At 39.4% G+C, this 19932-nt stretch carries 24 protein-coding genes and 1 pseudogene; 18 read left to right on the top strand and 7 right to left on the bottom strand.

Annotated features, from left to right (window positions below):
- Window positions 1-51 precede the first annotated feature (51 nt).
- From RMZ95_RS26305 to RMZ95_RS26290, 4 genes and pseudogenes are all read right to left on the bottom strand, one after another.
- Complete coding sequence (locus tag RMZ95_RS26305; RefSeq protein ID WP_322683914.1) at window positions 52-264, bottom strand: hypothetical protein; 213 nt, start codon at window positions 262-264, stop codon at window positions 52-54.
- Entirely contained in the window at window positions 257-1390 is a 1134-nt protein-coding gene (locus tag RMZ95_RS26300; RefSeq protein WP_322683915.1) for an ATP-binding protein, read from the bottom strand. Before RMZ95_RS26300 ends, RMZ95_RS26305 begins: the two co-directional genes overlap by 8 nt.
- Window positions 1391-1438: 48 nt before the next feature.
- Complete coding sequence (locus tag RMZ95_RS26295; RefSeq protein ID WP_322683916.1) at window positions 1439-1714, bottom strand: DUF433 domain-containing protein; 276 nt, start codon at window positions 1712-1714, stop codon at window positions 1439-1441.
- 105 nt (window positions 1715-1819) lie between these two features.
- A pseudogene (locus RMZ95_RS26290) lies at window positions 1820-3142 on the bottom strand (site-specific integrase); the annotation flags it as partial.
- 691 nt (window positions 3143-3833) lie between these two features.
- On the opposite strand from RMZ95_RS26290, the gene nifK reads away from it, so the two are divergent.
- The 11 genes from nifK to RMZ95_RS26235 all read left to right on the top strand — a co-directional run bounded on the left by nifK (window position 3834) and on the right by RMZ95_RS26235 (window position 12380).
- Window positions 3834-5369: a nitrogenase molybdenum-iron protein subunit beta gene (gene nifK, locus RMZ95_RS26285; RefSeq protein ID WP_322674575.1), complete on the top strand. Its 1536-nt coding sequence runs from the start codon at window positions 3834-3836 to the stop codon at window positions 5367-5369.
- Between the two features lie 152 nt (window positions 5370-5521).
- Window positions 5522-5869 (top strand): Mo-dependent nitrogenase C-terminal domain-containing protein, encoded by a 348-nt coding sequence (locus tag RMZ95_RS26280; protein ID WP_322683917.1) that lies wholly within the window; start codon window positions 5522-5524, stop codon window positions 5867-5869.
- Between the two features lie 132 nt (window positions 5870-6001).
- Window positions 6002-7381, top strand: a complete 1380-nt coding sequence (nifE, locus tag RMZ95_RS26275; RefSeq protein ID WP_322683918.1) for a nitrogenase iron-molybdenum cofactor biosynthesis protein NifE — start codon at window positions 6002-6004, stop codon at window positions 7379-7381.
- Window positions 7382-8719 carry a nitrogenase iron-molybdenum cofactor biosynthesis protein NifN gene (gene nifN / locus RMZ95_RS26270; protein WP_322683919.1) on the top strand — a complete coding sequence of 446 codons (1338 nt, stop codon included), beginning with the start codon at window positions 7382-7384 and terminating at the stop codon, window positions 8717-8719.
- Window positions 8720-9024: 305 nt separating this feature from the next.
- Window positions 9025-9438, top strand: coding sequence for a nitrogen fixation protein NifX (nifX, locus tag RMZ95_RS26265; RefSeq protein ID WP_069069804.1), 414 nt, complete (start codon window positions 9025-9027; stop codon window positions 9436-9438).
- The gene (locus RMZ95_RS26260; protein ID WP_322674578.1) at window positions 9435-9911 is read left to right on the top strand and encodes a NifX-associated nitrogen fixation protein; all 477 of its coding nucleotides are present in this window, start codon (window positions 9435-9437) and stop codon (window positions 9909-9911) included. The genes nifX and RMZ95_RS26260 overlap by 4 nt, the downstream gene beginning before the upstream one ends.
- Window positions 9912-10009: 98 nt before the next feature.
- Complete coding sequence (locus tag RMZ95_RS26255; RefSeq protein ID WP_100900533.1) at window positions 10010-10210, top strand: CCE_0567 family metalloprotein; 201 nt, start codon at window positions 10010-10012, stop codon at window positions 10208-10210.
- Window positions 10207-10524, top strand: coding sequence for a nitrogenase-stabilizing/protective protein NifW (gene nifW, locus RMZ95_RS26250; RefSeq protein WP_322674579.1), 318 nt, complete (start codon window positions 10207-10209; stop codon window positions 10522-10524). Before RMZ95_RS26255 ends, nifW begins: the two co-directional genes overlap by 4 nt.
- 10 nt (window positions 10525-10534) lie before the next feature.
- The gene (locus tag RMZ95_RS26245; protein WP_322683920.1) at window positions 10535-11332 is read left to right on the top strand and encodes a HesA/MoeB/ThiF family protein; all 798 of its coding nucleotides are present in this window, start codon (window positions 10535-10537) and stop codon (window positions 11330-11332) included.
- Window positions 11333-11480: 148 nt separating this feature from the next.
- Window positions 11481-11852, top strand: coding sequence for a HesB/IscA family protein (locus RMZ95_RS26240; protein WP_229455309.1), 372 nt, complete (start codon window positions 11481-11483; stop codon window positions 11850-11852).
- A 228-nt stretch (window positions 11853-12080) separates the two neighbouring features.
- A complete protein-coding gene (locus RMZ95_RS26235; RefSeq protein WP_069069799.1) occupies window positions 12081-12380 on the top strand; it encodes a 2Fe-2S iron-sulfur cluster-binding protein in 300 nt (99 codons plus the stop codon).
- A 570-nt stretch (window positions 12381-12950) separates the two neighbouring features.
- Here the strand turns inward: RMZ95_RS26235 and RMZ95_RS26230 are convergent.
- The gene (locus RMZ95_RS26230; RefSeq protein WP_322667910.1) at window positions 12951-13160 is read right to left on the bottom strand and encodes a molybdopterin-binding protein; all 210 of its coding nucleotides are present in this window, start codon (window positions 13158-13160) and stop codon (window positions 12951-12953) included.
- 315 nt (window positions 13161-13475) lie between these two features.
- Between RMZ95_RS26230 and RMZ95_RS26225 the strand changes: the two genes are divergently transcribed.
- The 5 genes from RMZ95_RS26225 (at window position 13476) to RMZ95_RS26205 (ending at window position 17990) form a co-directional block, all read left to right on the top strand.
- Window positions 13476-14357, top strand: coding sequence for an AAA family ATPase (locus RMZ95_RS26225; RefSeq protein ID WP_322683921.1), 882 nt, complete (start codon window positions 13476-13478; stop codon window positions 14355-14357).
- 35 nt (window positions 14358-14392) lie between these two features.
- Window positions 14393-15532: a homocitrate synthase gene (lysS, locus tag RMZ95_RS26220; protein WP_322683922.1), complete on the top strand. Its 1140-nt coding sequence runs from the start codon at window positions 14393-14395 to the stop codon at window positions 15530-15532.
- 327 nt (window positions 15533-15859) lie between these two features.
- Window positions 15860-16348 (top strand): ankyrin repeat domain-containing protein, encoded by a 489-nt coding sequence (locus RMZ95_RS26215; RefSeq protein ID WP_322683923.1) that lies wholly within the window; start codon window positions 15860-15862, stop codon window positions 16346-16348.
- On the top strand, window positions 16311-17597 hold the full coding sequence (locus RMZ95_RS26210; RefSeq protein ID WP_322683924.1) for a SagB/ThcOx family dehydrogenase: 1287 nt from the start codon (window positions 16311-16313) through the stop codon (window positions 17595-17597). The genes RMZ95_RS26215 and RMZ95_RS26210 overlap by 38 nt, the downstream gene beginning before the upstream one ends.
- Before the next feature lie 18 nt (window positions 17598-17615).
- Window positions 17616-17990 (top strand): hypothetical protein, encoded by a 375-nt coding sequence (locus RMZ95_RS26205; protein ID WP_322683925.1) that lies wholly within the window; start codon window positions 17616-17618, stop codon window positions 17988-17990.
- Window positions 17991-18016: 26 nt separating this feature from the next.
- Here RMZ95_RS26205 and RMZ95_RS26200 read toward each other — a convergent pair whose 3' ends face one another.
- Window positions 18017-18487: a hydrogenase maturation protease gene (locus tag RMZ95_RS26200; RefSeq protein ID WP_322683926.1), complete on the bottom strand. Its 471-nt coding sequence runs from the start codon at window positions 18485-18487 to the stop codon at window positions 18017-18019.
- An 87-nt stretch (window positions 18488-18574) separates the two neighbouring features.
- On the opposite strand from RMZ95_RS26200, the gene RMZ95_RS26195 reads away from it, so the two are divergent.
- Both RMZ95_RS26195 and RMZ95_RS26190 read left to right on the top strand, forming a co-directional pair.
- Window positions 18575-18850: a DUF2281 domain-containing protein gene (locus tag RMZ95_RS26195; RefSeq protein ID WP_322683927.1), complete on the top strand. Its 276-nt coding sequence runs from the start codon at window positions 18575-18577 to the stop codon at window positions 18848-18850.
- Window positions 18847-19260 (top strand): type II toxin-antitoxin system VapC family toxin, encoded by a 414-nt coding sequence (locus tag RMZ95_RS26190; RefSeq protein WP_322683928.1) that lies wholly within the window; start codon window positions 18847-18849, stop codon window positions 19258-19260. Before RMZ95_RS26195 ends, RMZ95_RS26190 begins: the two co-directional genes overlap by 4 nt.
- 69 nt (window positions 19261-19329) lie before the next feature.
- On the opposite strand, the gene RMZ95_RS26185 is transcribed toward RMZ95_RS26190, so the two are convergent.
- Window positions 19330-19752: a hypothetical protein gene (locus RMZ95_RS26185; RefSeq protein WP_322667916.1), complete on the bottom strand. Its 423-nt coding sequence runs from the start codon at window positions 19750-19752 to the stop codon at window positions 19330-19332.
- Between the last annotated feature and the right edge of the window lie 180 nt (window positions 19753-19932).

Below are 19932 nucleotides of genomic sequence, written 5' to 3'. Positions count from 1 at the left end.
CCCTCTTATTCAGAAAGTAGATTATCACATTTTGGTATTAGTGGGATAGGTTCATCTTAGTTGGTCTTTTGCATCATCAATGATTTTTGTAACGTCGCTCCAGCAGGAATGTTCTGTTCCTACCTGTAAGCCACTCCAGTTAAATATATCTTTTATTAGTTCAGGTTCTAACCAATCGATTTGCTCCATCAAAATGCGCTCGGCTAATTTAGTAGCTGTTCTTGCATCTGCACCACTTTCTACTATTACAATGAACTCAATCACTGACTTCTCCTGCAACAACCCACTCTTCACCCTCAGCATCCCAAAACTCACCAGTTGTCAAAGTTTGTTTTGCCCATTCCACATCAGGATGTTCATCCAAACGTTTGGAGATTGTGAATCCAGAATTACTGTTATTTAATATATGTACTTGAGAAGGAACAAGCTCATCAATAATATAAGGAGAGTGAGTAGAAAAAATAATTTGCAAATTTGTATTGTATTGAATGATTTCCTTAAAAACAGTCATTAACTCACGTTGTGCCTTTGGATGAAGTCCCTGTTCCACATCATCTAAAAAAACTAAATTAGGTTGAGTAGGGTTCATCAACACAGTTAGCAAACCTAATGTTAGCATTGTCCCTTCGCTAATTGCATGGGCTGGAATCCGATTACCAGTATTCATATCTAATATCACTTCTTGCCCTGTCATTTCCTGACTTTCTTCATAGGAAATAGACTTACCATCAACTTCGATTAAACGTTTGCGAATAACTGGAACCTTTGCTCGCTTTATACCAATTTTGCGAACATTTGGTACAATCCGACTCAACATTCCCTCTATTAATTCAAATTTGTCTGGAGCCTCATTACGCAAAAAATCTAAAGTGGGTGCTAATCCAGAACCGTCAAACTCAACTCTCGGCCTAATCTCTTCACTGTAAGCTGCTTTAGCAAGATTACTTGCAACTAGTTTCAGGTAAACAGCATATTTCAGAGATTGAGAAATTGGAGATGGAGATTCACTTAAAGAACTTGACCATCCTTCTAATTCTCCTGGATTTCCATTTATGTTCCATGATGCTATGGGATGCCAATAATCATTATTTTGCTGCTTCCAACTATAGGAAGCTTCCCAATTCTGCCGAGTGGTAAATCTCCAAAAACCACTTGCAGTAACAGAAATATCTTTTTTTCCAATTGTTGTAATGAATTCAGGTGATCTTTCATACTGAAAAATACTTTTAAATGGTGAAGCAGCAAGCCTACTGAGATTATGTAACGCTTGTAGTACGGTTGTTTTACCAGCGCTGTTTTTTCCCACGAGTGCATGTAATCTAGAACTATCAAAACTAAGTTCTGTATATTTATGACTTTTAAAATTATGAAGTATTACTTTTTCTAGCATTTTATTGCTAACATCCTTACACAAATAATTGAATTGATCTCATATTACTTAGCCCATTTCTGTAGCTAACCGCTTGTAGTCTGCTTTTTCAGCAGAGATGTACGCCTCAATTTCCTCTCGATTAACGTGATAATAAGTTAAAGCCGCATAAACTTGGACAAGATTTACATTTCCCATGCGTTCAGCAATTTCTTCTGCATTCAGCCCAAGTTTGTACCAAGCTGTGATGCGTTGAACAGAAACTCTAGTATCAGCAATGCGAGGGCGACCCCCTAGAGTTTCGGGTGACCTAACAATCAGTGTTCCAATGTCAGTAGCCGACATAAATATCTTAATGGGTTTATTTGGATGATTTTCACCTATAAATCATAGCAAATTCTCTAAATTTGGTATGATTTATCAGTAAATTTAACTTTGTTTATAAACCATTTACATTTTCAACTTTTCAACCTCCAATCTCAACTTATCATTCTCCATCTTCAACTTTGCATTCTCCTCCCTAATCAACTCAACTTCATTCCTCTTACTCAACGCCTGATTAATCGCCAACTTCCTCATATCTAGCGAAAACCAACGTTGATAAGTTTGCGTGTGAACTTGCACACTATGCCCCAAATTATCCGCCGCCGCTTTAATTGGGATTCCCAAAATATGCGCCCGGATTGCCCAAGCGTGACGTAAATCATAAGGTTTAAAATCTAATCCTATTTTGCGGAACCACCAACTAACTCGCTGTGTTAATGCCGTTATCTCAGCATGATTAGTGTTATCTTTTTTTGCGATCGCACCCTTTAACATCTCCAAATACCTCGGATTTCTCAAATCAAAATCCTTAATCCATTGTCTATATAGTGGTAATGCTTCTCTCTCACCAGTCTTACAATCTTTATCAACTTTCCATGTCAAATCTGTATTTTCCTGACTCAACCACCAATCAATATCAGGGTTAATAAAAAGTTCCCGTGGACGTAAACCAAAAACTGCTAACATTCCATACGCCCAGCGCCAAAGTTGCCAACTATTTTGAACGTTTTGATTAACTTGATTACCTCTGTTATTTTGATAAGCTTCAAACTTGATAATTCCCTCAGATATTTCCGCATCTGTAGGTATATTTCGGGAATTATTCTCAGGCATTTTGGAATATTTAGATAAATCAATTTCGATATTGAATGTCACACAAAATGCCGATATAGCTCTAGCTGCATTATACTTAGCCCATTCTTTATCGATTTGTTCAATTGAACTGATCAGATTTTCCGCAGTTGCCAAATCTTGAGGATTGGTAAATCTCTTGGTACGAGAAAAGTAATAAAAAAAAGTATGTTCACTTTTAGTTGTACGTTTGTGAGTTTTAAAATACTCTTCTTCAAATTGTTCGAGTAATTCGCCTATAGTTTTAAATTCTTTTTTAATTGCCTCATTACCTAAGTATTTATCATTCCACTCAAAAGTTTTACGAGCGATTAACTTCCCTAATTCATAAGCTTCTTCCTCAGCCGTCTTGAGTCCATCCAAGTTAGAGGGAATATTCAAGCTGAGATTATATTGCTTTCTCCCAGTACCGTTGCTATCTTTGTCTCCCGGCTTAATTGGTAACGTCGCCCGTAATTGCAGACTTCCATTCGATTCTCTAATTGTCACCTTTGCCTTTGCAGACTTCAAACGCAGATTAACTTTCTCTAATTCCAATAGTACTTTCGTTCTCATGTGTTCTTTTTGCTGCTGTGCTTGCAGAGATGAGCAAAAAAACGGGCGATTTTTTAATCACCTTGGTTCAGGACAACATTTAAATGATGCGTGATATCATGTCTGCATAATTAGTTACTATTCCCGCAGTCATTGCACCCCACCCCCAACCCCTCCCCGCCTGCGGGGAGGGGAGACAAAGCACAGCTTTGGCGGGGTGGGGTTCTTCGGGTTTAATAAGCAAGCGGACATGATATAAGTTCTGAACCTAATAATTATGCTGTCTTTTTAGCCTATATTTAGCCTAAAAATAAATGTGTTATCAACGAACAATGTTTAGAACAGACACTGTTTATTGCAAACATTAGACAGTTGAAAAAAATTAAACCAAAAAAAGGATTACTCCGGCCCTTATCACGGTTATGACGGCTTTGCCATCTTCGCTCGTGATATGGACTTGGCACTCAACAGCCCAACCTGGTCATTAATTGGCGCTCCTTGGAATGAAAAAGCTCAGGCTAAGAAGGCTGAAGCTAAGGCTAAGGCTGCCGTTTAGGGAAATGGGAGAGTGAGATAAGTAAGGATAACCTGGGGTTTTAGCCCCAGGGGGGAGTTGGGAATACAAAATTCAAAATTGAAAGATTAAAAATTCGTTTTGATTTTTGCATTTTGAATTTTGAATCATATTCCCACTCCCGCCTTAAATCTTCATTCCTCAATCAGTAAAGAATTCAGTAACCTTGGAGATCCAGAAATGCCTCAGAATCCAGAAAAAATTCAAGATCACGTCGAGTTATTCCACCAACCTGAGTATCAACAGCTATTTGAAAACAAAAAGCAGTTTGAAAACGGTCACGAAGCCGAAGAAGTAACACGGGTTGCAGAGTGGACAAAAGGTTGGGATTATCGTGAAAAGAACTTCGCTCGTGAAGCTTTAACCGTTAACCCTGCTAAAGGTTGCCAACCACTAGGAGCAATTTTTGCTGCTGTTGGTTTTGAAGGTACTCTACCTTTCGTTCAAGGTTCTCAAGGTTGCGTTGCTTACTTCCGCACCCACTTAACCCGTCACTACAAAGAGCCATTCTCTGGTGTATCTTCTTCAATGACTGAAGATGCAGCCGTGTTTGGTGGTCTGCAAAACATGATTGACGGCTTGGCGAACTCTTACCAACTGTACAAGCCTAAGATGATCGCTGTCTGCACCACCTGTATGGCAGAAGTAATTGGTGATGACTTGCAGTCTTTCATCAACAACGCTAAGGAAGCTGGTTCAGTTCCTCAAGATTTCCCAGTACCTTACGCTCACACTCCTAGCTTTGTCGGTTCCCACATCACTGGTTACGACAACATGATGAAGGGAATTCTTTCTAACTTGACCGCAGGTCATAAGAAAGAAACCAGCAATGGTAAAATCAACTTCATCCCAGGTTTTGACACCTACGTAGGCAACAACCGCGAAATCAAGCGGATTGCTTCGCTGTTCGGCTTTGACTACACAATTCTAGCCGACAACAGCGACTACTTGGATTCACCCAACACAGGTGAATTCGATATGTACCCAGGTGGTACAAAGCTAGAAGATGCAGAAGATTCAATCAATGCGAAAGCTACAATTGCTCTGCAATCACACTCTACTCTCAAAACCCGCGAGTACATCGAAAAAGAGTGGAAGCAACCAACCTCAGTTTCCCGTCCTTGGGGCATTAAGGGTACTGATGAGTTCTTGATGAAACTCAGCGAATTGAGTGGTATCCCAATTCCTCAAGAATTGGAAATCGAACGCGGTCGTGCAGTTGATGCCATGACTGACTCCCACTCATGGATTCACGGCAAGCGCTTCGCTATCTACGGCGAACCAGATTTAGTATACAGCGTAGTTGGCTTTATGCTAGAAATGGGTGCTGAACCTGTGCATATCTTGGTTCACAACAGCAACGAAATATTTGAAGCAGAAATGAGAGAACTGCTTGCTTCTAGCCCCTTCGGTAAGAATGCAACCCTCTGGCCTGGTAAGGACTTGTGGCACATGCGTTCATTGTTGTTCACCGAACCAGTAGACTTCCTGGTTGGTAACACCTACGGTAAGTACCTGTGGCGCGACACCAAGATTCCCCTCGTGAGAATCGGCTACCCCATCATGGATCGCCACCACTTACACCGCTACGCCACCATTGGTTATCAAGGTATAATCAACCTCCTCAACTGGACTGTAAACACTCTGTTTGAAGAAATCGATCGCAACACCAACATTCCTTCTAAGACAGATATTTCCTACGACTTGATTCGTTAGAAATTGCGTAGAAACACAACGTGTTAATTAAGGGCGGGGAATAATTCGTAATTCGTAATTCGTAATTCGTAATTCGTAATTCGTAATTCGTAATTCGTAATTATGAATTATTCCCCCCTTTTCTTGCTAGCATTTACCCAAGGTATCTATAGATGGAAACCATCAATCACACTCACGAACATACTCACACTCATCCTCATCCTAATTACCATCCACCTAACCAGAAAAAACCAGGATGGTTCAACAATCTTCTTAATCCGTTGCGTGGTGTAGTGGATGGAATTCAGGTTAAAAATAATCGCATCGCTCATCTAATTTGCCAAACAATTCCTTGTTGTTGTCCCTTTGAGCGACAAATTAAATTATTTGGGAAGTGTATTGATATCCCACCACTATGTAAACTCAATCCTTTATATGACGAATTTGTAGGATTGCGTTTCCGCGCTCTATCTTACCTGACCGATGTATGTGGAGAGGATGTCACAAGATACATTTGTTAGTCATTGGTCATTGATCATTAGTCATTAGTCATTGGTCATTAGTCATTGCTAGAGACGCGATTAATCGCGTCTGTACAATAGTCAATTCAAATGACAAATGACAAAGGACAATTAACAATTAAGAGAAGAGAGATGAAAAGCACCCAAGGCAAAATCAACGAGCTGCTGACTGAGACAGGATGCGAGCATAATCAGCACAAACAAGCAGAAAAGAAAAACAAGTCATGCGCTCAACAGGCACAACCTGGCGCGGCTCAAGGGGGCTGTGCCTTTGATGGTGCAATGATTGCTCTAGTGCCGATCGCAGATGCTGCTCATTTAGTCCACGGGCCGATCGCCTGTGCTGGTAATTCCTGGGGCAGTCGTGGTAGTCTGTCGTCTGGCCCGCAACTCTACAAAATGGGCTTTACCACTGACTTGGGTGAAAATGATGTCATCTTCGGTGGCGAAAAGAAGCTCTACAAAGCGATTCTGGAACTTCACGAGCGCTACCAACCAGCAGCAGTATTTGTCTATGCCACTTGCGTTACAGCCTTAATTGGCGATGACATGGATGCTGTCTGCAAAGCGGCGGCTGAGAAAATTGGTATTCCTGTTGTTCCAGTCATTGCACCAGGATTTATTGGCAGTAAAAATCTCGGCAACCGTTTTGGTGGTGAATCTTTATTAGAATATGTTGTCGGAACAGCAGAACCGGAACATACAACGCCCTATGATATTAACTTAATCGGTGAATACAACATCGCCGGGGAAATGTGGGGAGTAACACCACTGTTAGAAAAATTAGGCATTCGTATTCTGTCTAAAATTACGGGCGATGCTCGCTACAATGAAATTCGCTACGCCCACCGCGCCAAGCTCAACGTCATGATCTGCTCGCGAGCGCTGCTCAATATGGCGAGAAAGATGGAGGAGCGTTACAACATCCCCTACATTGAAGAGTCTTTCTACGGCATCGATGATATGAATCGCTGTCTGCGAAACATTGCCGCTAAATTAGGCGATGCTGATTTACAAGAGCGGACAGAAAAGCTAATTGCAGATGAAACGGCTGCTTTAGATTTGGCACTGGCTCCTTATCGCGCTCGACTCAAAGGTAAGCGGGTTGTGTTGTATACAGGTGGTGTCAAGAGTTGGTCGATTATTTCGGCTGCTAGAGACTTAGGGATTGAAGTTGTTGCTACCAGTACTCGGAAAAGTACTGAAGAAGATAAAGCCAAAATCAAGAAGTTGATTGGCAACGATGGCATTATGCTGGAGAAAGGCAACGCTCAAGAATTGCTACAACTGGTTAAAAACACCAAAGCAGATATGCTGATTGCAGGTGGACGTAACCAATATACAGCTTTGAAAGCTCGAATTCCTTTCCTTGATATCAACCAAGAACGCCACCATCCTTATGCAGGTTATGTGGGAATGATTGAGATGGCGCGGGAACTGTACGAAGCTTTGTATAGCCCGATTTGGGAACAAATACGCAAACCCGCTCCTTGGGACGAGGAGGAAGTTTAAATGGCGATCGTTACCGCTTCTAACAAAGCACTGACAGTTAATCCCCTCAAGCAAAGTCAAGCTTTGGGTGCAACCTTAGCCTTTTTGGGATTGAAAGGAACAATGCCCTTATTCCACGGTTCCCAAGGTTGTACTGCTTTCGCCAAAGTTGTCTTAGTGCGGCATTTCCGGGAAGCGATTCCTTTAGCTACCACGGCGATGACGGAAGTCACTACTATTTTGGGTGGTGAAGAGAATGTGGAGCAAGCAATTCTCACTCTGGTAGAAAAAGCTAACCCAGAAATTATTGGTTTATGTAGTACTGGGTTAACGGAAACTAGAGGCGATGACATTGAAGGATTTCTTAAAGAAATCCGCGATCGCCATCCCGAATTGAATGATTTAGCGATCGTTTTTGCACCTACCCCAGATTTTAAAGGTGCGTTGCAAGATGGTTTTGCTGTCGCTGTGGAAAGCATAGTTAAGGAAATTCCTCGCGCGGGTGGACTCAGAACTGAACAAGTCACGGTTTTGGCGGGTTCTGCTTTCACACCTGGGGATGTACAAGAAATCAAAGAGATAGTTACATCCTTTGGACTAGTGCCGATTTTTGTACCTGACCTTGGCGCTTCTCTAGATGGACATTTAGAGGATGCTTATAGTGCGGTTACAGTCAGTGGCACTACCTTAAAACAGCTACGAGAAGTAGGTAGTTCTGCTTTTACCCTGGCATTGGGTGAAAGTATGCGGGGGGCTGCCAAGATTCTCGAAGAACGCTTTGGCACACCTTATGAGGTGTTTGGCGAACTAACAGGATTAGAACCAGTAGATGAATTTATCCAAGCATTGGCGATTCTGAGCGGTAACAGCGTACCCGAAAAATACCGCCGCCAACGTCGTCAGTTGCAAGATGCGATGCTGGACACTCATTTTTACTTCGGTGCAAAACGAGTTTCCTTAGCACTGGAACCAGATTTGTTGTGGTCAACAGTGCATTTCCTGCAATCGATGGGAGCGCAAATTCATGCAGTGGTGACAACCACGCGATCGCACCTCTTAGAAAAACTCCCGGTTAAAAGTATCACCATCGGCGACTTAGAAGACTTCGAGAGTTTAGCAGGCGGTTCTGATTTGCTGATTGGTAACTCGAATGTGGGTGCGATCGCAAAACGGCTCTCAATCCCTCTTTATCGTTTAGGATTGCCCATTTATGACCGCTTAGGTAATGGTCAATTTACCAAAGTTGGCTATCGAGGCACGATGGAGCTTTTATTTGGCATCGGCAACCTGTTTTTAGAGGCAGAAGAAGCGAGAGTTAAACAGTTCCAAGAGTTCGGAACTGTGAGCGCAGAGTTTTGAATTCACACTTGAAATTCAAAACAGTTCAGTTAAGAGTTGATCCTCCCTAACCCTCGTTAAGGCGTGTATACACAAGTCGAATTACCCCCCTTAATCCCCCCTTATAAAGGGGGGAAACAATAAATTAAATCTAGTTCCCTCCCCTTTATAAGGGGAGGGTTAGGGTGGGATAAAACCTTGGTTAATCACTAATCAGCTATTTCAGACTTGTGTATACACCATAGCTTTTTAAGGGGGATCTTCCAAAGCTAAATATCACTAACTGAACCGTATTGCTTCAAAATTCAAAACTGAGGAGAATTACAATGAAAATAGCCTTCACGACGAGTGACCGAGTTCATATTAATGCCCACTTCGGATGGGCAAAAATGATTGATGTTTACGAAATTACCGATGAGGGATATCACTTCGTAGAAACCCTTACCTTTGAAGGCGAACTCAAAGAAGATGGGAACGAAGACAAAATCACCCCAAAACTTGAGTCAATAGGCGACTGTACGATTATTTACGTAACAGCAATTGGTGGTAGCGCCGCCGCTCGGTTAATCAAGAAAGGTGTCACCCCAGTGAAGGCGCGATCGGAAGAAGAAGAAATTAGCGAAGTGCTAAATAAGCTAGTGAAAACCCTCAAAGGTAATCCTCCACCTTGGTTGCGTAAAGCTTTACAGCCAAAAACCACAAACTTTGCTGATGAAATTGAAGACGAAGCAACAGTATGACCACAAATAATAGTGTTAACGGAACTGCTACAACAGAAGTCTTGAACTCACCTTTCCTGAAGGTATTAATTAAACAAATCCGTGGTCAAGACAGTTATGGAGTTTATCGTACTTGGTCGGATGAGTTGATTCTCAAACCCTTTATTGTTACCAAACAAAAGAAACGGGAAATCTCCGTTGAGGGCGAAGTCGATCCGATCACGCAAGCACGAATTATGGCATTTTTTCGGGCTGTAGCGGCTGGAATTGAACAAGAAACAGGTTTGATATCTCAGGTTGTAGTTGATTTGAGCCATGAAGGATTTGGCTGGGCGCTAGTTTTTTCTGGTCGTCTCTTGTTAGCTGTGAAAACCTTGCGAGATGCTCATCGCTTTGGCTTTGACTCAGTAGAGAAATTAGCAGAAGAGGGAGAAAACTACGTCAAAAAAGGTCTTGATTTGGCGAAACGTTTTCCTGAAGTTGGCAAAATTTAATTAGTCATTGGTCATTAGTCATTAGTCATTGGTAAATAACTACTGACAAACTACAAAGGACAACTGACTAATGACAAAGGACAAAGGACGAAGGACAAATGACAATTGAGGAACTACAAGGACAAATCAGACGGCTCAACAGTAAAGCAGGTCAAATGAAAATGGATCTGCATGATTTAGCTGAAGGTCTGCCAACAGATTACAACCAACTTATGGATGTTGCCGCCGCAACTTATGAAATCTATCGTCAGTTAGATGAACTTAAGCAACATCTGAAACAATTGGAGAATGCGAAATGACTGGAACTATTGATGAATTCAAGAAACTCGTAGATGCAGAAGAATTTTTTCAATTCTTTAATATGTCCTACGACTTAGAAGTTGTGAATGTAAATCGTCTACATATTCTGAAAAAGTTTTCTCAATACATCCAGGAAATTGATGATAATTCTCCCGACTTGAATCAAGAAGAGAGACTAAATCAATATTCTTTGGCTTTGCAAAAGGCTTATCAGGTATTTGTCGAATCAACACCTCACGAACAAAAGCTGTTCAAAGTGTTTAACGACAAGCCGAAAAATGTAGTCACACTGACAGAAATCACTTCTGATTAGGAGGTATAAATTGGTTAACCTAACGCCTACCGAATTAGAACGCTATCGTCGCCAAATGATGCTTCCGAATTTTGGCGAAACAGCACAGAAGCGCCTGAAGTCAGCGACAGTTTTGGTTACAGGTGTGGGGGGATTAGGCGGTACGGCGGCGCTTTACTTAGCAGTAGCGGGCGTTGGGCGGCTAATCCTAGTCCGGGGTGGTGACTTGCGGCAAGATGATATGAATCGTCAGGTTCTTATGACTGATGATTGGGTAGGTAAGCCAAGGGTATTCAAAGCTAAAGAAACTCTGGATGCAATTAATCCTGATGTCCAAGTGGAAGCTGTTCATGATTACATCACCCCGGAAAATGTAGATTCGTTAGTGCAATCTGCTGATATGGCTCTTGATTGCGCCCACAACTTTACAGAGCGCAATTTGTTAAATGAAGCCTGCGTGCGATCGCGTAAACCAATGGTGGAAGCCGCAATGAATGGGATGGAGGCTTACCTGACGACGATTATTCCTGGTGTGACTCCTTGTTTATCTTGTCTGTTTCCAGAAAAGCCTGATTGGGATCAGCGTGGCTTTTCAGTTCTAGGTGCTGTTTCTGGAACCCTAGCTTGTTTAACGGCGTTGGAAGCTATCAAGCTGATCACCGGGTTTAGTCAGCCTCTATTGTCGCAATTGCTGACAATCGACTTAAATCGGATGGAATTTGCTAAACGCCGTTCTCACCGCGATCGCTCTTGTCCAGTATGCGGCAATAGTGCGCCTTGGAGACACGCGCAATCCAATTCGATGGAACCCACAGTCAATAGTCATTAGTCATTAGTCATTGGTCATTAGTCATTGGTGAATAACAAAGGACAACTGACAAATGACAAAGGACAAAGGACAAATGACAAAGGACAACTGACAAATGACAACCCCACCTGAAATCAGAACAACTAATCGCTACAAATCAGGAGAACTGATGGCCGTTATTTTATCAGAAAAAGCAGAATTTCATCTGCGGGCATTCCTTAAAGGTTCCGCACCCGACGCCGATGGCGCAACTAAAGGTGTCCGCATCTCGGTAAAAGATGGTGGTTGCAGTGGCTATGAATATGCGATCGATATCACCAGCAAGCCTCAACCAGATGATTTAGTAAGTCAGCAAGGCAAAGTACTGGTTTACGTTGATGCCAAAAGTGCGCCCTTATTAGACGGAGTTATCGTTGACTTTGTTGAGGGAGTGATGGAAAGCGGTTTTAAATTCATCAACCCTAATGCAACTGATACCTGCGGTTGTGGAAAGTCTTTTAAAACAGGCGACTGTACGCCTACTGGTGTACCTTGCAGCTAACATCATTTCGTTAGTGCTAAGTCAATTGTAGAGATTTCCCATAAACGCACTCCGCAGAGTTTCAATGCCCTTGAGATAGCTTCTAGTTCGCATTGCATCCCTTATCTCTATAAAAAAGCTAACTAAACTTAGCATCTCTGTCAGAAGAAGGGAAGCAAAAAGTAGGATAGGTTGCTCAAAAAATTCGGAAATTAGACCAACTGTATAACGTTTGAGGAGAATCTGAAAATGGCTTCCTACCAAGTTAGATTAATCAACAAAAAAGAAGACATCGACACCACAATTGAAGTTGACGAAGAAACCACCATCTTAGAAGCAGCAGAAGAAAATGGTATTGAGTTGCCCTTTTCATGTCATGCAGGCTCTTGCTCTAGCTGTGTTGGTAAAGTTGTCGAAGGTGAAGTTAATCAAGACGATCAAAACTTTTTAGATGACGATCAGGTTTCTAAAGGATACGCTCTACTTTGTGTAACTTATCCTCGTTCTAATTGCACAATTAAAACACATCAAGAAGCATATCTGGTCTAAATTATTACTTTGGTTGCTGCCTTTTGCAACCAAATAACAAATGAAGGATGAAGGATGAAAATATACTTCCTTCCTCCTTTCAAAATTCCTAATTTATAATTAAATATCTACCCGCTTTAGTGTTATTGGCTATTTATTAGAATTATTTATAATGCAAGAGCTAGAAATCGTAACTTTTTATAAAAATCAAAATGGAATAATCTTGAAAAAACTTGTATTAATGGGAATATTAATAGGAACTCATATCAGGTTTTGACAAAACTTTTTTCTTTTATCCTCAATATTTATAACATAGATTTTGTCCTAAATTTAGAAAGTGTCCGAGCGATTTATGTTCGCATTATTGATAATTCCATTAATTAACCTTTATGTATAGTCTTATTTAATCATTTCTGAAATATCAAACACCTGGCTTTTTAAATAAGTTGAGTATCTGTGATTTTCAATTTGAAAAATCTAATATGATTGCTGCAATTACGCTTGAATACGTTATTGCACTCTAATTGTATAAATAAATGCAATTTTATATGAAAATATAGAGTGGCTCACAAAGGAAGCCAACTCTATTTTTTAATCAACAGCAACGATCACATCTGATGATTTAATCACAGCATAGGCTTGCTTACCTTCTGCAAGTGATAGCTTTTCCGCTGATGATTTTGTGATGATTGATACTAGCTCTACTCCTGGCGCTAGTTCTAAAGTTATCTCAGTATTAACTGAACCATGTACAACTTTTTTGACAGTACCCTTCAGAGAATTACGAGCGCTAATTTCCATGTTTTTAATTCACTAATTTTGACTATTTATACTTTAGTAAGTTAGCAAGTTTTTATTTTAAAAATAGCTTTTTTTAAAATATCTTAATAATTTTGAAATCACCTCATTTACTTAACGGTAGTATCTCTGCTTGACGAGCATTACACGAATAGGTGGGGCGGTCATTTACTCCAAAAAGTAAGATAAAAAATTTAAAAAAAGTAATTATTGATGATAATATACATCAAATTTAAAACAGCTAATTTTATGTATAAGTACTGAGGTTATATGATAACTGTATCTTTATAATAACTAAGCTAAAAAGAGGTTCATATTGTGCAGGATCGAGTTAATACAACAAGGCAAAATCTATTTTTTGAACACTTAAGTCTAGGTGTAGGTGTAGGATTTCCTGTTCCTAAAGACTGGTTGCCAATAACGAGTTTTCCTTTACTAATCATAGTAGGTATGACTGGTGTAGGAAAAAGCACGATTGCAAAAGCTTTGGCTAAAGAAGGCTTGGATTTTACACTTTTACCTAATCGTCGTGTTTTAACCGAACGCGTAATAATTGCGCCAATGTTAAAAATGCAAGAGAAACTCATACAACCCCATTGCCGGATTAAACGCCTAACTTATACTCGTCTTTATAGAGAATACTTTCCTGGTGGAATGGGTCACATCTTAGCTTCGCTACATATTAATCCACAACAAGTCAACTCTATGTTAGTTTTCGATAGTTTACGTGGTGAAAATGAGATTCGCTATGCAGCTAAAGCTTTAAAAAATGCTAAATTTGTAATGTTGACTGCACCAAATACTGTACGTTTAGAAAGGCTTATAAAACGTCATGATTCTTTCGATCGAATTGCTAATCAAGAGTTAGACGATTGTATGCAAATTATTCCAGAAGTACTGAGCAATTTTGCTAGTTTGGGCGTACCAGAGGCTTCTGCTTATTTTACTCCTAAAGAAGAACAACAAATCTTAGAACTTGTCAGTAAACAAGTTGTCACAAGTCTAGAATTGCGGGAAAAACTAAAAATATTTATCGAAGAAAGTCAGAACTATGATTCGGTTTTGACGAAACAGATTTTAGAGGCGATGGATACGAGCGATCGCTCTCTTATAATTGATACTATAGTCAGTCCTCAAGAATCAGCCAAAGCAATTATTTCTCAATTATACAAATCTGCTAATATAAAAACTAATAAGTGAATATCCTTAGTCAGAATTAGTATAGGGATTGCTCAATGTCGCTATCTGAATTTGCAATTGTAGAAAGTACTCTCCGTGAAGGCGAACAATTTGTCAAAGCCAATTTTTCTTCAGATGATAAAGTCGAAATTGCTGAAGCCCTTGCTGAATTTGGAGTGGAATATATAGAGTTAACGTCACCAATTGCTTCACCTCAGTCTAGACGAGACTGTGAACGATTGGCTCAGTTAGGCTTGCCATCCAAAATATTAACTCACATTCGCTGTCACTTAGAAGATGCTAAAGTTGCTTTAGCAACAGGCGTAGCCGGGATTAATTTAACTATTGGTAGTTCTTCTTTGATGCGTCAGTTCAGTCATGGTAAAAATATTAATCAAATTATTGATTTAGCATCTGAAGTTTTAACTTTTATTCATCAGCAAGCACCTGATATTGAGTTACGGTTTTCGGCTGAAGATTCGTCACGTACTTCTATAAAAGATTTAATCACAATTTATTCTGAGATTGAAAAATTAGGAATTGTCAAACGTATAGGAATTGCCGATACAGTAGGAATTATTACGCCAATGCAAGTATTTGAATTAGTGAAGACTTTGCGCCAGTTCACCAATTTAGATATTGAGTTTCACGGTCATAATGATACAGAATGTGCAAATGCTAACAGTTATACAGCACTGGAAGCGGGAGCAACTCATATTGACACTTGTGTTCTGGGAATTGGTGAGCGTAATGGTATTACCTCGCTAGCTGGATTCATCGCTAGGTTATACGCCACAAATCCAGAACAGATTAAGTCGAAATATCGCTTAGATCGACTTGGTTACTTGCATGAATTAGTTGCGAGAAAAGTTGGAATTTCTATTCCTTTTAACCACTGTGTTTTTGGTGAGAGTGCTTTTAGTCATAAAGCTGGCATTCATACCAAGGCTATGCTTAATAACTCTGAGACTTATGAAGCTATTAACCCCCGAAGTTTTGGTGTAACGCGCTCAATTTTAATCAATCATAAATTGGCTGGAAAACAGGCGGTTAATCACCGAGCTAATGAATTAGGACTTTCTTTTAATTTATCCCAGCTTAAAGATATTACCAATATGCTAAAAACTTTAGCTGACAAACAAAATCTTACTATCGAAGATGTAGACAACATTTTATATTCTTATCATTGCCAGTAAATATAAAAATATACGCACTTACTATTCAAGTGCAGATCCTCGACTTATTGAAGAAGTCGGGGATCTAAATCCACTTATATCTGCTATTAATCTATTTTATAAAAAAAAACAGTAAAAATTACTGCTTTTCTATTATTTTTCCAGCTTTTTTAAGAAGAATGTTCGCTGTTCTTTAGAAATGATTCATAATTTAAACTTATAAAATTGATAGCATATATGTAAGTTAAAAGGATTTAAATAGCATGTTGGCAAAAATGGTGAGCAATGCTCACCATTCTATTTGTGAAGCAAATTTATATTAGTAAAAAAGTTAAATTAGGAGTAGTTATGAATCGAACCAATAGTCAAAATTTGAGTGAAGTAACAACTCAATGGTTAATAGCAAAAGGCTACAATCTTAATGATTTAAATCAGCCGGTTGAAAATGGCGATACAGCTTTGATGAAAGCGACAAGAGAAGGAGTTTATACAGTCGTCAAAGAACTAATTGATGCTGGTGCAGATATCAATGCTCGAAATAGCGATCGCAACAATGCTTTGTGGTTTGCTTGTTTTGGTAATTACTACGATTTAATTAATTTACTGTTGGCTCATAACATTGACATTAACAACCAAAATGATAACGGTGCAACTGTTTTAATGTACGCAGCATTAGCCGGAAAAACAGAAGTTTTAAATTTACTTTTACAACACGATCCTAATTTATATTTAAAAAGTTTAGACGATTATAAAGCAATAGATTTTGCTAGCAACGTAGAAGTCTTAAGGATAATTAAAAATGCCATCAAGTCAGATATTGGGCAAAGCTTATCATGACGCTACCAAGCATTCTTACTTATCGGTACAACTCGATCCAAATTATGTAGATGCTTCAACACAGCCATCTTCATTTAAAGTTTATCCCAAGTTTTATCGGAGAGTGAAATTAAATCTCAATAATCCTGTTCACTCTTTTATCTCGCTAACCAGTGCAATAACACTAGAAAAAGTATATAAAGATGGCCCATTAAAACTGCGAGTGAATCCATCAGCAGGCGCTCTGTATCCTACGGAAGTTTACGTACAGGTTCGCGGCATTGAGGGAATAGTAAATGGTATATACCATCTAGAAGTTGAGAATAATTGTCTAACTCTCATCTATGAATTAATTGATGATGGGTTAGAAAATTATATTATACCGGGTAAATGTATCAACGGATTCATCTTTTTAATTAGTTGTGTTTATTATAGGTCTAGCTGGAAATATCAAAACAGGAGCATAAGATATTGCTTCTTAGATAGCGGACACCATTTAGGTGCAGTTGCTGCTTCAGCTTTTCTCCACAACCGAGATATACAACTAGTTTTTGACTTTGATAAACTTGCCCTCAATTCAGATTTAGGATTTGAGAATAAAGAGTTTATCACTGCTTGTGCGGTGTCAGGAGAAGTACAAGACAATAAAATCAGAAGCTTAAGGCTGAAAGTTCCTTTTGTCTCTGGTACTGATTATTTTGAACCTAATCAATTTATTGAAGATGCCTATCAAGCAACTACTCTACAAAAGAGTCGCCAGCAGAAATTAGAGTATCCTCAATTTAACTTTGATAAGGATAAATTTTCTCAAACTGTTTGGAATAGACGTTCTATTAGACGTTTCCGGAAAGAGGCTATTTCTCAAGAAGATTATTTATATGTAGTGCAACAACTTCAGCAGTCAATACCGACAGAAAACTATGAGGAGATAGAAATTTACTCAGTGGTGCATCGAGTAGAGAGAATGACACCTGGGTTATATAAAGGTACGTATTTGATTAAAGCGGGTAACTTTAGTGAAAAGACAGGTTACTTATGTATTAATCAAGCTATTGCTAGAGATGGCGCTGTAACTTTATTTTTTGTGTCAGATTATTTAAATTATCAAACTGCTATGCAAATAGCTGGTTTTCTGGGACAGAGACTTTATTTAACTAGTAATTATTTGGGTATTCAATGTAGTGGGATTGGTGCTTATTATGATGACGAAACCCAAGAATTATTAGAAACAAATGAAGATGTACTTTATGGAATGGTGATTGGAATATAAGCAGGAAGCTAAAAAGATATGGCTAGAAAGATGTATTACTTTAATAGTGATGACTCGCATCCTATGCAACCGACATCTGCGGATATTATACTGCGGCAACAACTAGAGTATTCTATTAGCAGATACTTTTATGACGCTTGCGATCGCACAATTCAAAATCTTCTATCTACTTGTCGGTGGTATGTCACAACTCATGCCAATGCTCTAACATTGGTTATTGAATGTCCCGATCAAGTTACTAATTGGCGTATTTTGCAAAAAATCGTACCAATGGGGACATTGCTACATGGAATTGTTAGCAGTGCTAAAATCCGTGTTTGTCCGCCAGAGAGTCAAGGCGTACCTTTTGAAATGAGGGTAGATGAACTTTCTGTTTATCGCGATTGGGCGTGATTATATTTTAGATTTTGGATTTTGGATTAATTAATATTCTGCTTTATAAGTGCAACTACCTCTTCAAAAACTAAATCAGCAGAATGTTTGACAACAGGACTTAACTCTAGTCCCAAACCAAGATTTGCCGCCTCAATTAAATAAATTGTCACCTCATCAGGAAAGTCATTTTGAAAGATTTTCCGTCCGGCGGCTAAAGCATTATCCCAACGAAAATCATGCAAGTTATAACTAGGTTCGGGCATTGCTTCCAGTTCTTTTCCTGGAACTTTAAACACAGCACCAGGTTCAGAACCAGTTGAACTTGCATCAATAATTATTAATTCTTTACTACCTCTAGCTTGAAACATTACTTCCATCCCTGCGGTGCCACAGTCATAAACTCGCACATGAGGATGAGGGTTTTCAGCTAGATATTTTTGTAAGCGTTGGGCAATGATTACGCCTACTGCGTCATCACTGCGATTTAGATTGCCGCAACCGATGATAGTTAGCATTTTTTGTACGCCAATGTCTTGAACTGCTACCAGAGCGATCGCATAAAGTACAATAAGTCAAAGCAATTCTTTCCTTTTGTCAAGCGTATGGATACTTTGACTACAAATAGACAGACATTAATTGAGGCAATTAATGCTCTCCCAGATGAAAAATTAATTGAGCTAGCAAGCTTTGTTGAATATCTTCAATATAAATCGACAAGGCAAAAAGAAGTAAACAATCATGGGTCTTCTTTTCTAATGTCTATTGCAGGATTAGGAGCTTCTGGGGAAACTGATGTCTCAGAACAAGATGAAGATATATTAAAAAATGAGATTGATTCTGTACGTGGTTGGAGTCTTAAAGCAGATGAGCGTACATGACAGCAATCCTGGATACAAGTTTCTTATTTGCGCTTACTGACAAGAGCGATTGTAATCACTCTCGTGTTTTTAATGTCGCAAAGACTTTAAGTGAACAATTAATTTTGCCAACTTCTGTCCTTCCTGAAGTTTGTTACCTAATTTCGTCTAGACTGGGACATCAAGTAATGCGTCATTTTTTGATTGAACTTGCTGCTAGCGATATTCGGCTAGAATCAATTCACTTTGAAGATTTAGAGCGAGTTAATGAAATTCTCGAAGAGTATGCTGATAGTCAGCTTGATTTTACAGATGCAACGATTATTGCACTTGCAGAGAGAGACAACATCACTCGGATCTTGACACTTGATCGGCGTGACTTTGGTTTTGTCCGTCCGAGACACTGTGATTACTTCGAGTTGTTGCCATAATCTGCAAAATATGAGGCTTTGACTGATGGGACAGACAAAGCCTCTGAAAAAGAATTTATCAGCAGTCAACTATAACTCTACACCATGTTTCTTCGCAACTTCAGTCAGTTTCTCATACTGATGTTGTGATGCTTGAGTTAATATCTCTTCAGCCTGTTCTTTAGTACTTCCCTCTTTAGGAATTAAATACTTGACATAAAGAGATACAAAATCAGCAGCGATCGCTAAACCAGATAAAGCGTGTTTGTCAGCTTCCTTACCAGCGATCGCTGCTACCAAACCAGCTTTAATTGGGTCTGGTTTAACTTTCATGAACTGCTCGACAAGTTTAGGAACGTAGTCTTCTGGTGGCAAATTATCTAACTTACTTCTATCAGGAGTAAAGTTACATTCTGCGGCTTGAGCTTGCTCTAAAACACACCATTCTATGTATTCTTGCAATGCTGCATCGGGAACGCGAGGAAGATAATTATGTAGCGCTAAATCAGACACAAGCTTACCGTGTAAATTGCTGTTTTATGCAAATGCATTAATGCAAGCCTAACTCACTGTTTATGGAAGTTTTAGTATGTTACGCTACGACTGTTGAATCAGCTGATTGTGTAAATGATTAATCCTGAATCTGAGCCATGTTTGCGCGTTTATCAGCCATTGCCTATAATTACGCAACGG

The sequence above is a fragment of the Nostoc sp. DedQUE07 genome (assembly GCF_034530975.2).
GTDB lineage: Bacteria > Cyanobacteriota > Cyanobacteriia > Cyanobacteriales > Nostocaceae > Nostoc.
Note: the sequence above shows the minus strand (reverse complement) of the source record. Positions and strands in the feature narration are given on the sequence as shown.

Excerpts from the sequence above, each read along its gene's own strand:
- nifX (WP_069069804.1), top strand. The coding sequence starts at position 9,025 with ATGAAAATAGCCTTCACGACGAGTGACCGAGTTCATATTAATGCCCAC.
- RMZ95_RS26200 (WP_322683926.1), bottom strand. The coding sequence starts at position 18,487 with ATGCTAACTATCATCGGTTGCGGCAATCTAAATCGCAGTGATGACGCA.
- nifE (WP_322683918.1), top strand. The coding sequence starts at position 6,002 with ATGAAAAGCACCCAAGGCAAAATCAACGAGCTGCTGACTGAGACAGGA.
- RMZ95_RS26205 (WP_322683925.1), top strand. The coding sequence starts at position 17,616 with ATGGCTAGAAAGATGTATTACTTTAATAGTGATGACTCGCATCCTATG.
- RMZ95_RS26295 (WP_322683916.1), bottom strand. The coding sequence starts at position 1,714 with ATGTCGGCTACTGACATTGGAACACTGATTGTTAGGTCACCCGAAACT.
- RMZ95_RS26215 (WP_322683923.1), top strand. The coding sequence starts at position 15,860 with ATGAATCGAACCAATAGTCAAAATTTGAGTGAAGTAACAACTCAATGG.
- RMZ95_RS26300 (WP_322683915.1), bottom strand. The coding sequence starts at position 1,390 with ATGCTAGAAAAAGTAATACTTCATAATTTTAAAAGTCATAAATATACA.
- RMZ95_RS26210 (WP_322683924.1), top strand. The coding sequence starts at position 16,311 with ATGCCATCAAGTCAGATATTGGGCAAAGCTTATCATGACGCTACCAAG.
- nifN (WP_322683919.1), top strand. The coding sequence starts at position 7,382 with ATGGCGATCGTTACCGCTTCTAACAAAGCACTGACAGTTAATCCCCTC.
- RMZ95_RS26280 (WP_322683917.1), top strand. The coding sequence starts at position 5,522 with ATGGAAACCATCAATCACACTCACGAACATACTCACACTCATCCTCAT.
- RMZ95_RS26260 (WP_322674578.1), top strand. The coding sequence starts at position 9,435 with ATGACCACAAATAATAGTGTTAACGGAACTGCTACAACAGAAGTCTTG.
- RMZ95_RS26240 (WP_229455309.1), top strand. The coding sequence starts at position 11,481 with ATGGCCGTTATTTTATCAGAAAAAGCAGAATTTCATCTGCGGGCATTC.
- RMZ95_RS26235 (WP_069069799.1), top strand. The coding sequence starts at position 12,081 with ATGGCTTCCTACCAAGTTAGATTAATCAACAAAAAAGAAGACATCGAC.
- RMZ95_RS26190 (WP_322683928.1), top strand. The coding sequence starts at position 18,847 with ATGACAGCAATCCTGGATACAAGTTTCTTATTTGCGCTTACTGACAAG.
- nifW (WP_322674579.1), top strand. The coding sequence starts at position 10,207 with ATGACTGGAACTATTGATGAATTCAAGAAACTCGTAGATGCAGAAGAA.
- lysS (WP_322683922.1), top strand. The coding sequence starts at position 14,393 with ATGTCGCTATCTGAATTTGCAATTGTAGAAAGTACTCTCCGTGAAGGC.
- RMZ95_RS26230 (WP_322667910.1), bottom strand. The coding sequence starts at position 13,160 with ATGGAAATTAGCGCTCGTAATTCTCTGAAGGGTACTGTCAAAAAAGTT.
- RMZ95_RS26255 (WP_100900533.1), top strand. The coding sequence starts at position 10,010 with ATGACAATTGAGGAACTACAAGGACAAATCAGACGGCTCAACAGTAAA.
- RMZ95_RS26195 (WP_322683927.1), top strand. The coding sequence starts at position 18,575 with ATGGATACTTTGACTACAAATAGACAGACATTAATTGAGGCAATTAAT.
- nifK (WP_322674575.1), top strand. The coding sequence starts at position 3,834 with ATGCCTCAGAATCCAGAAAAAATTCAAGATCACGTCGAGTTATTCCAC.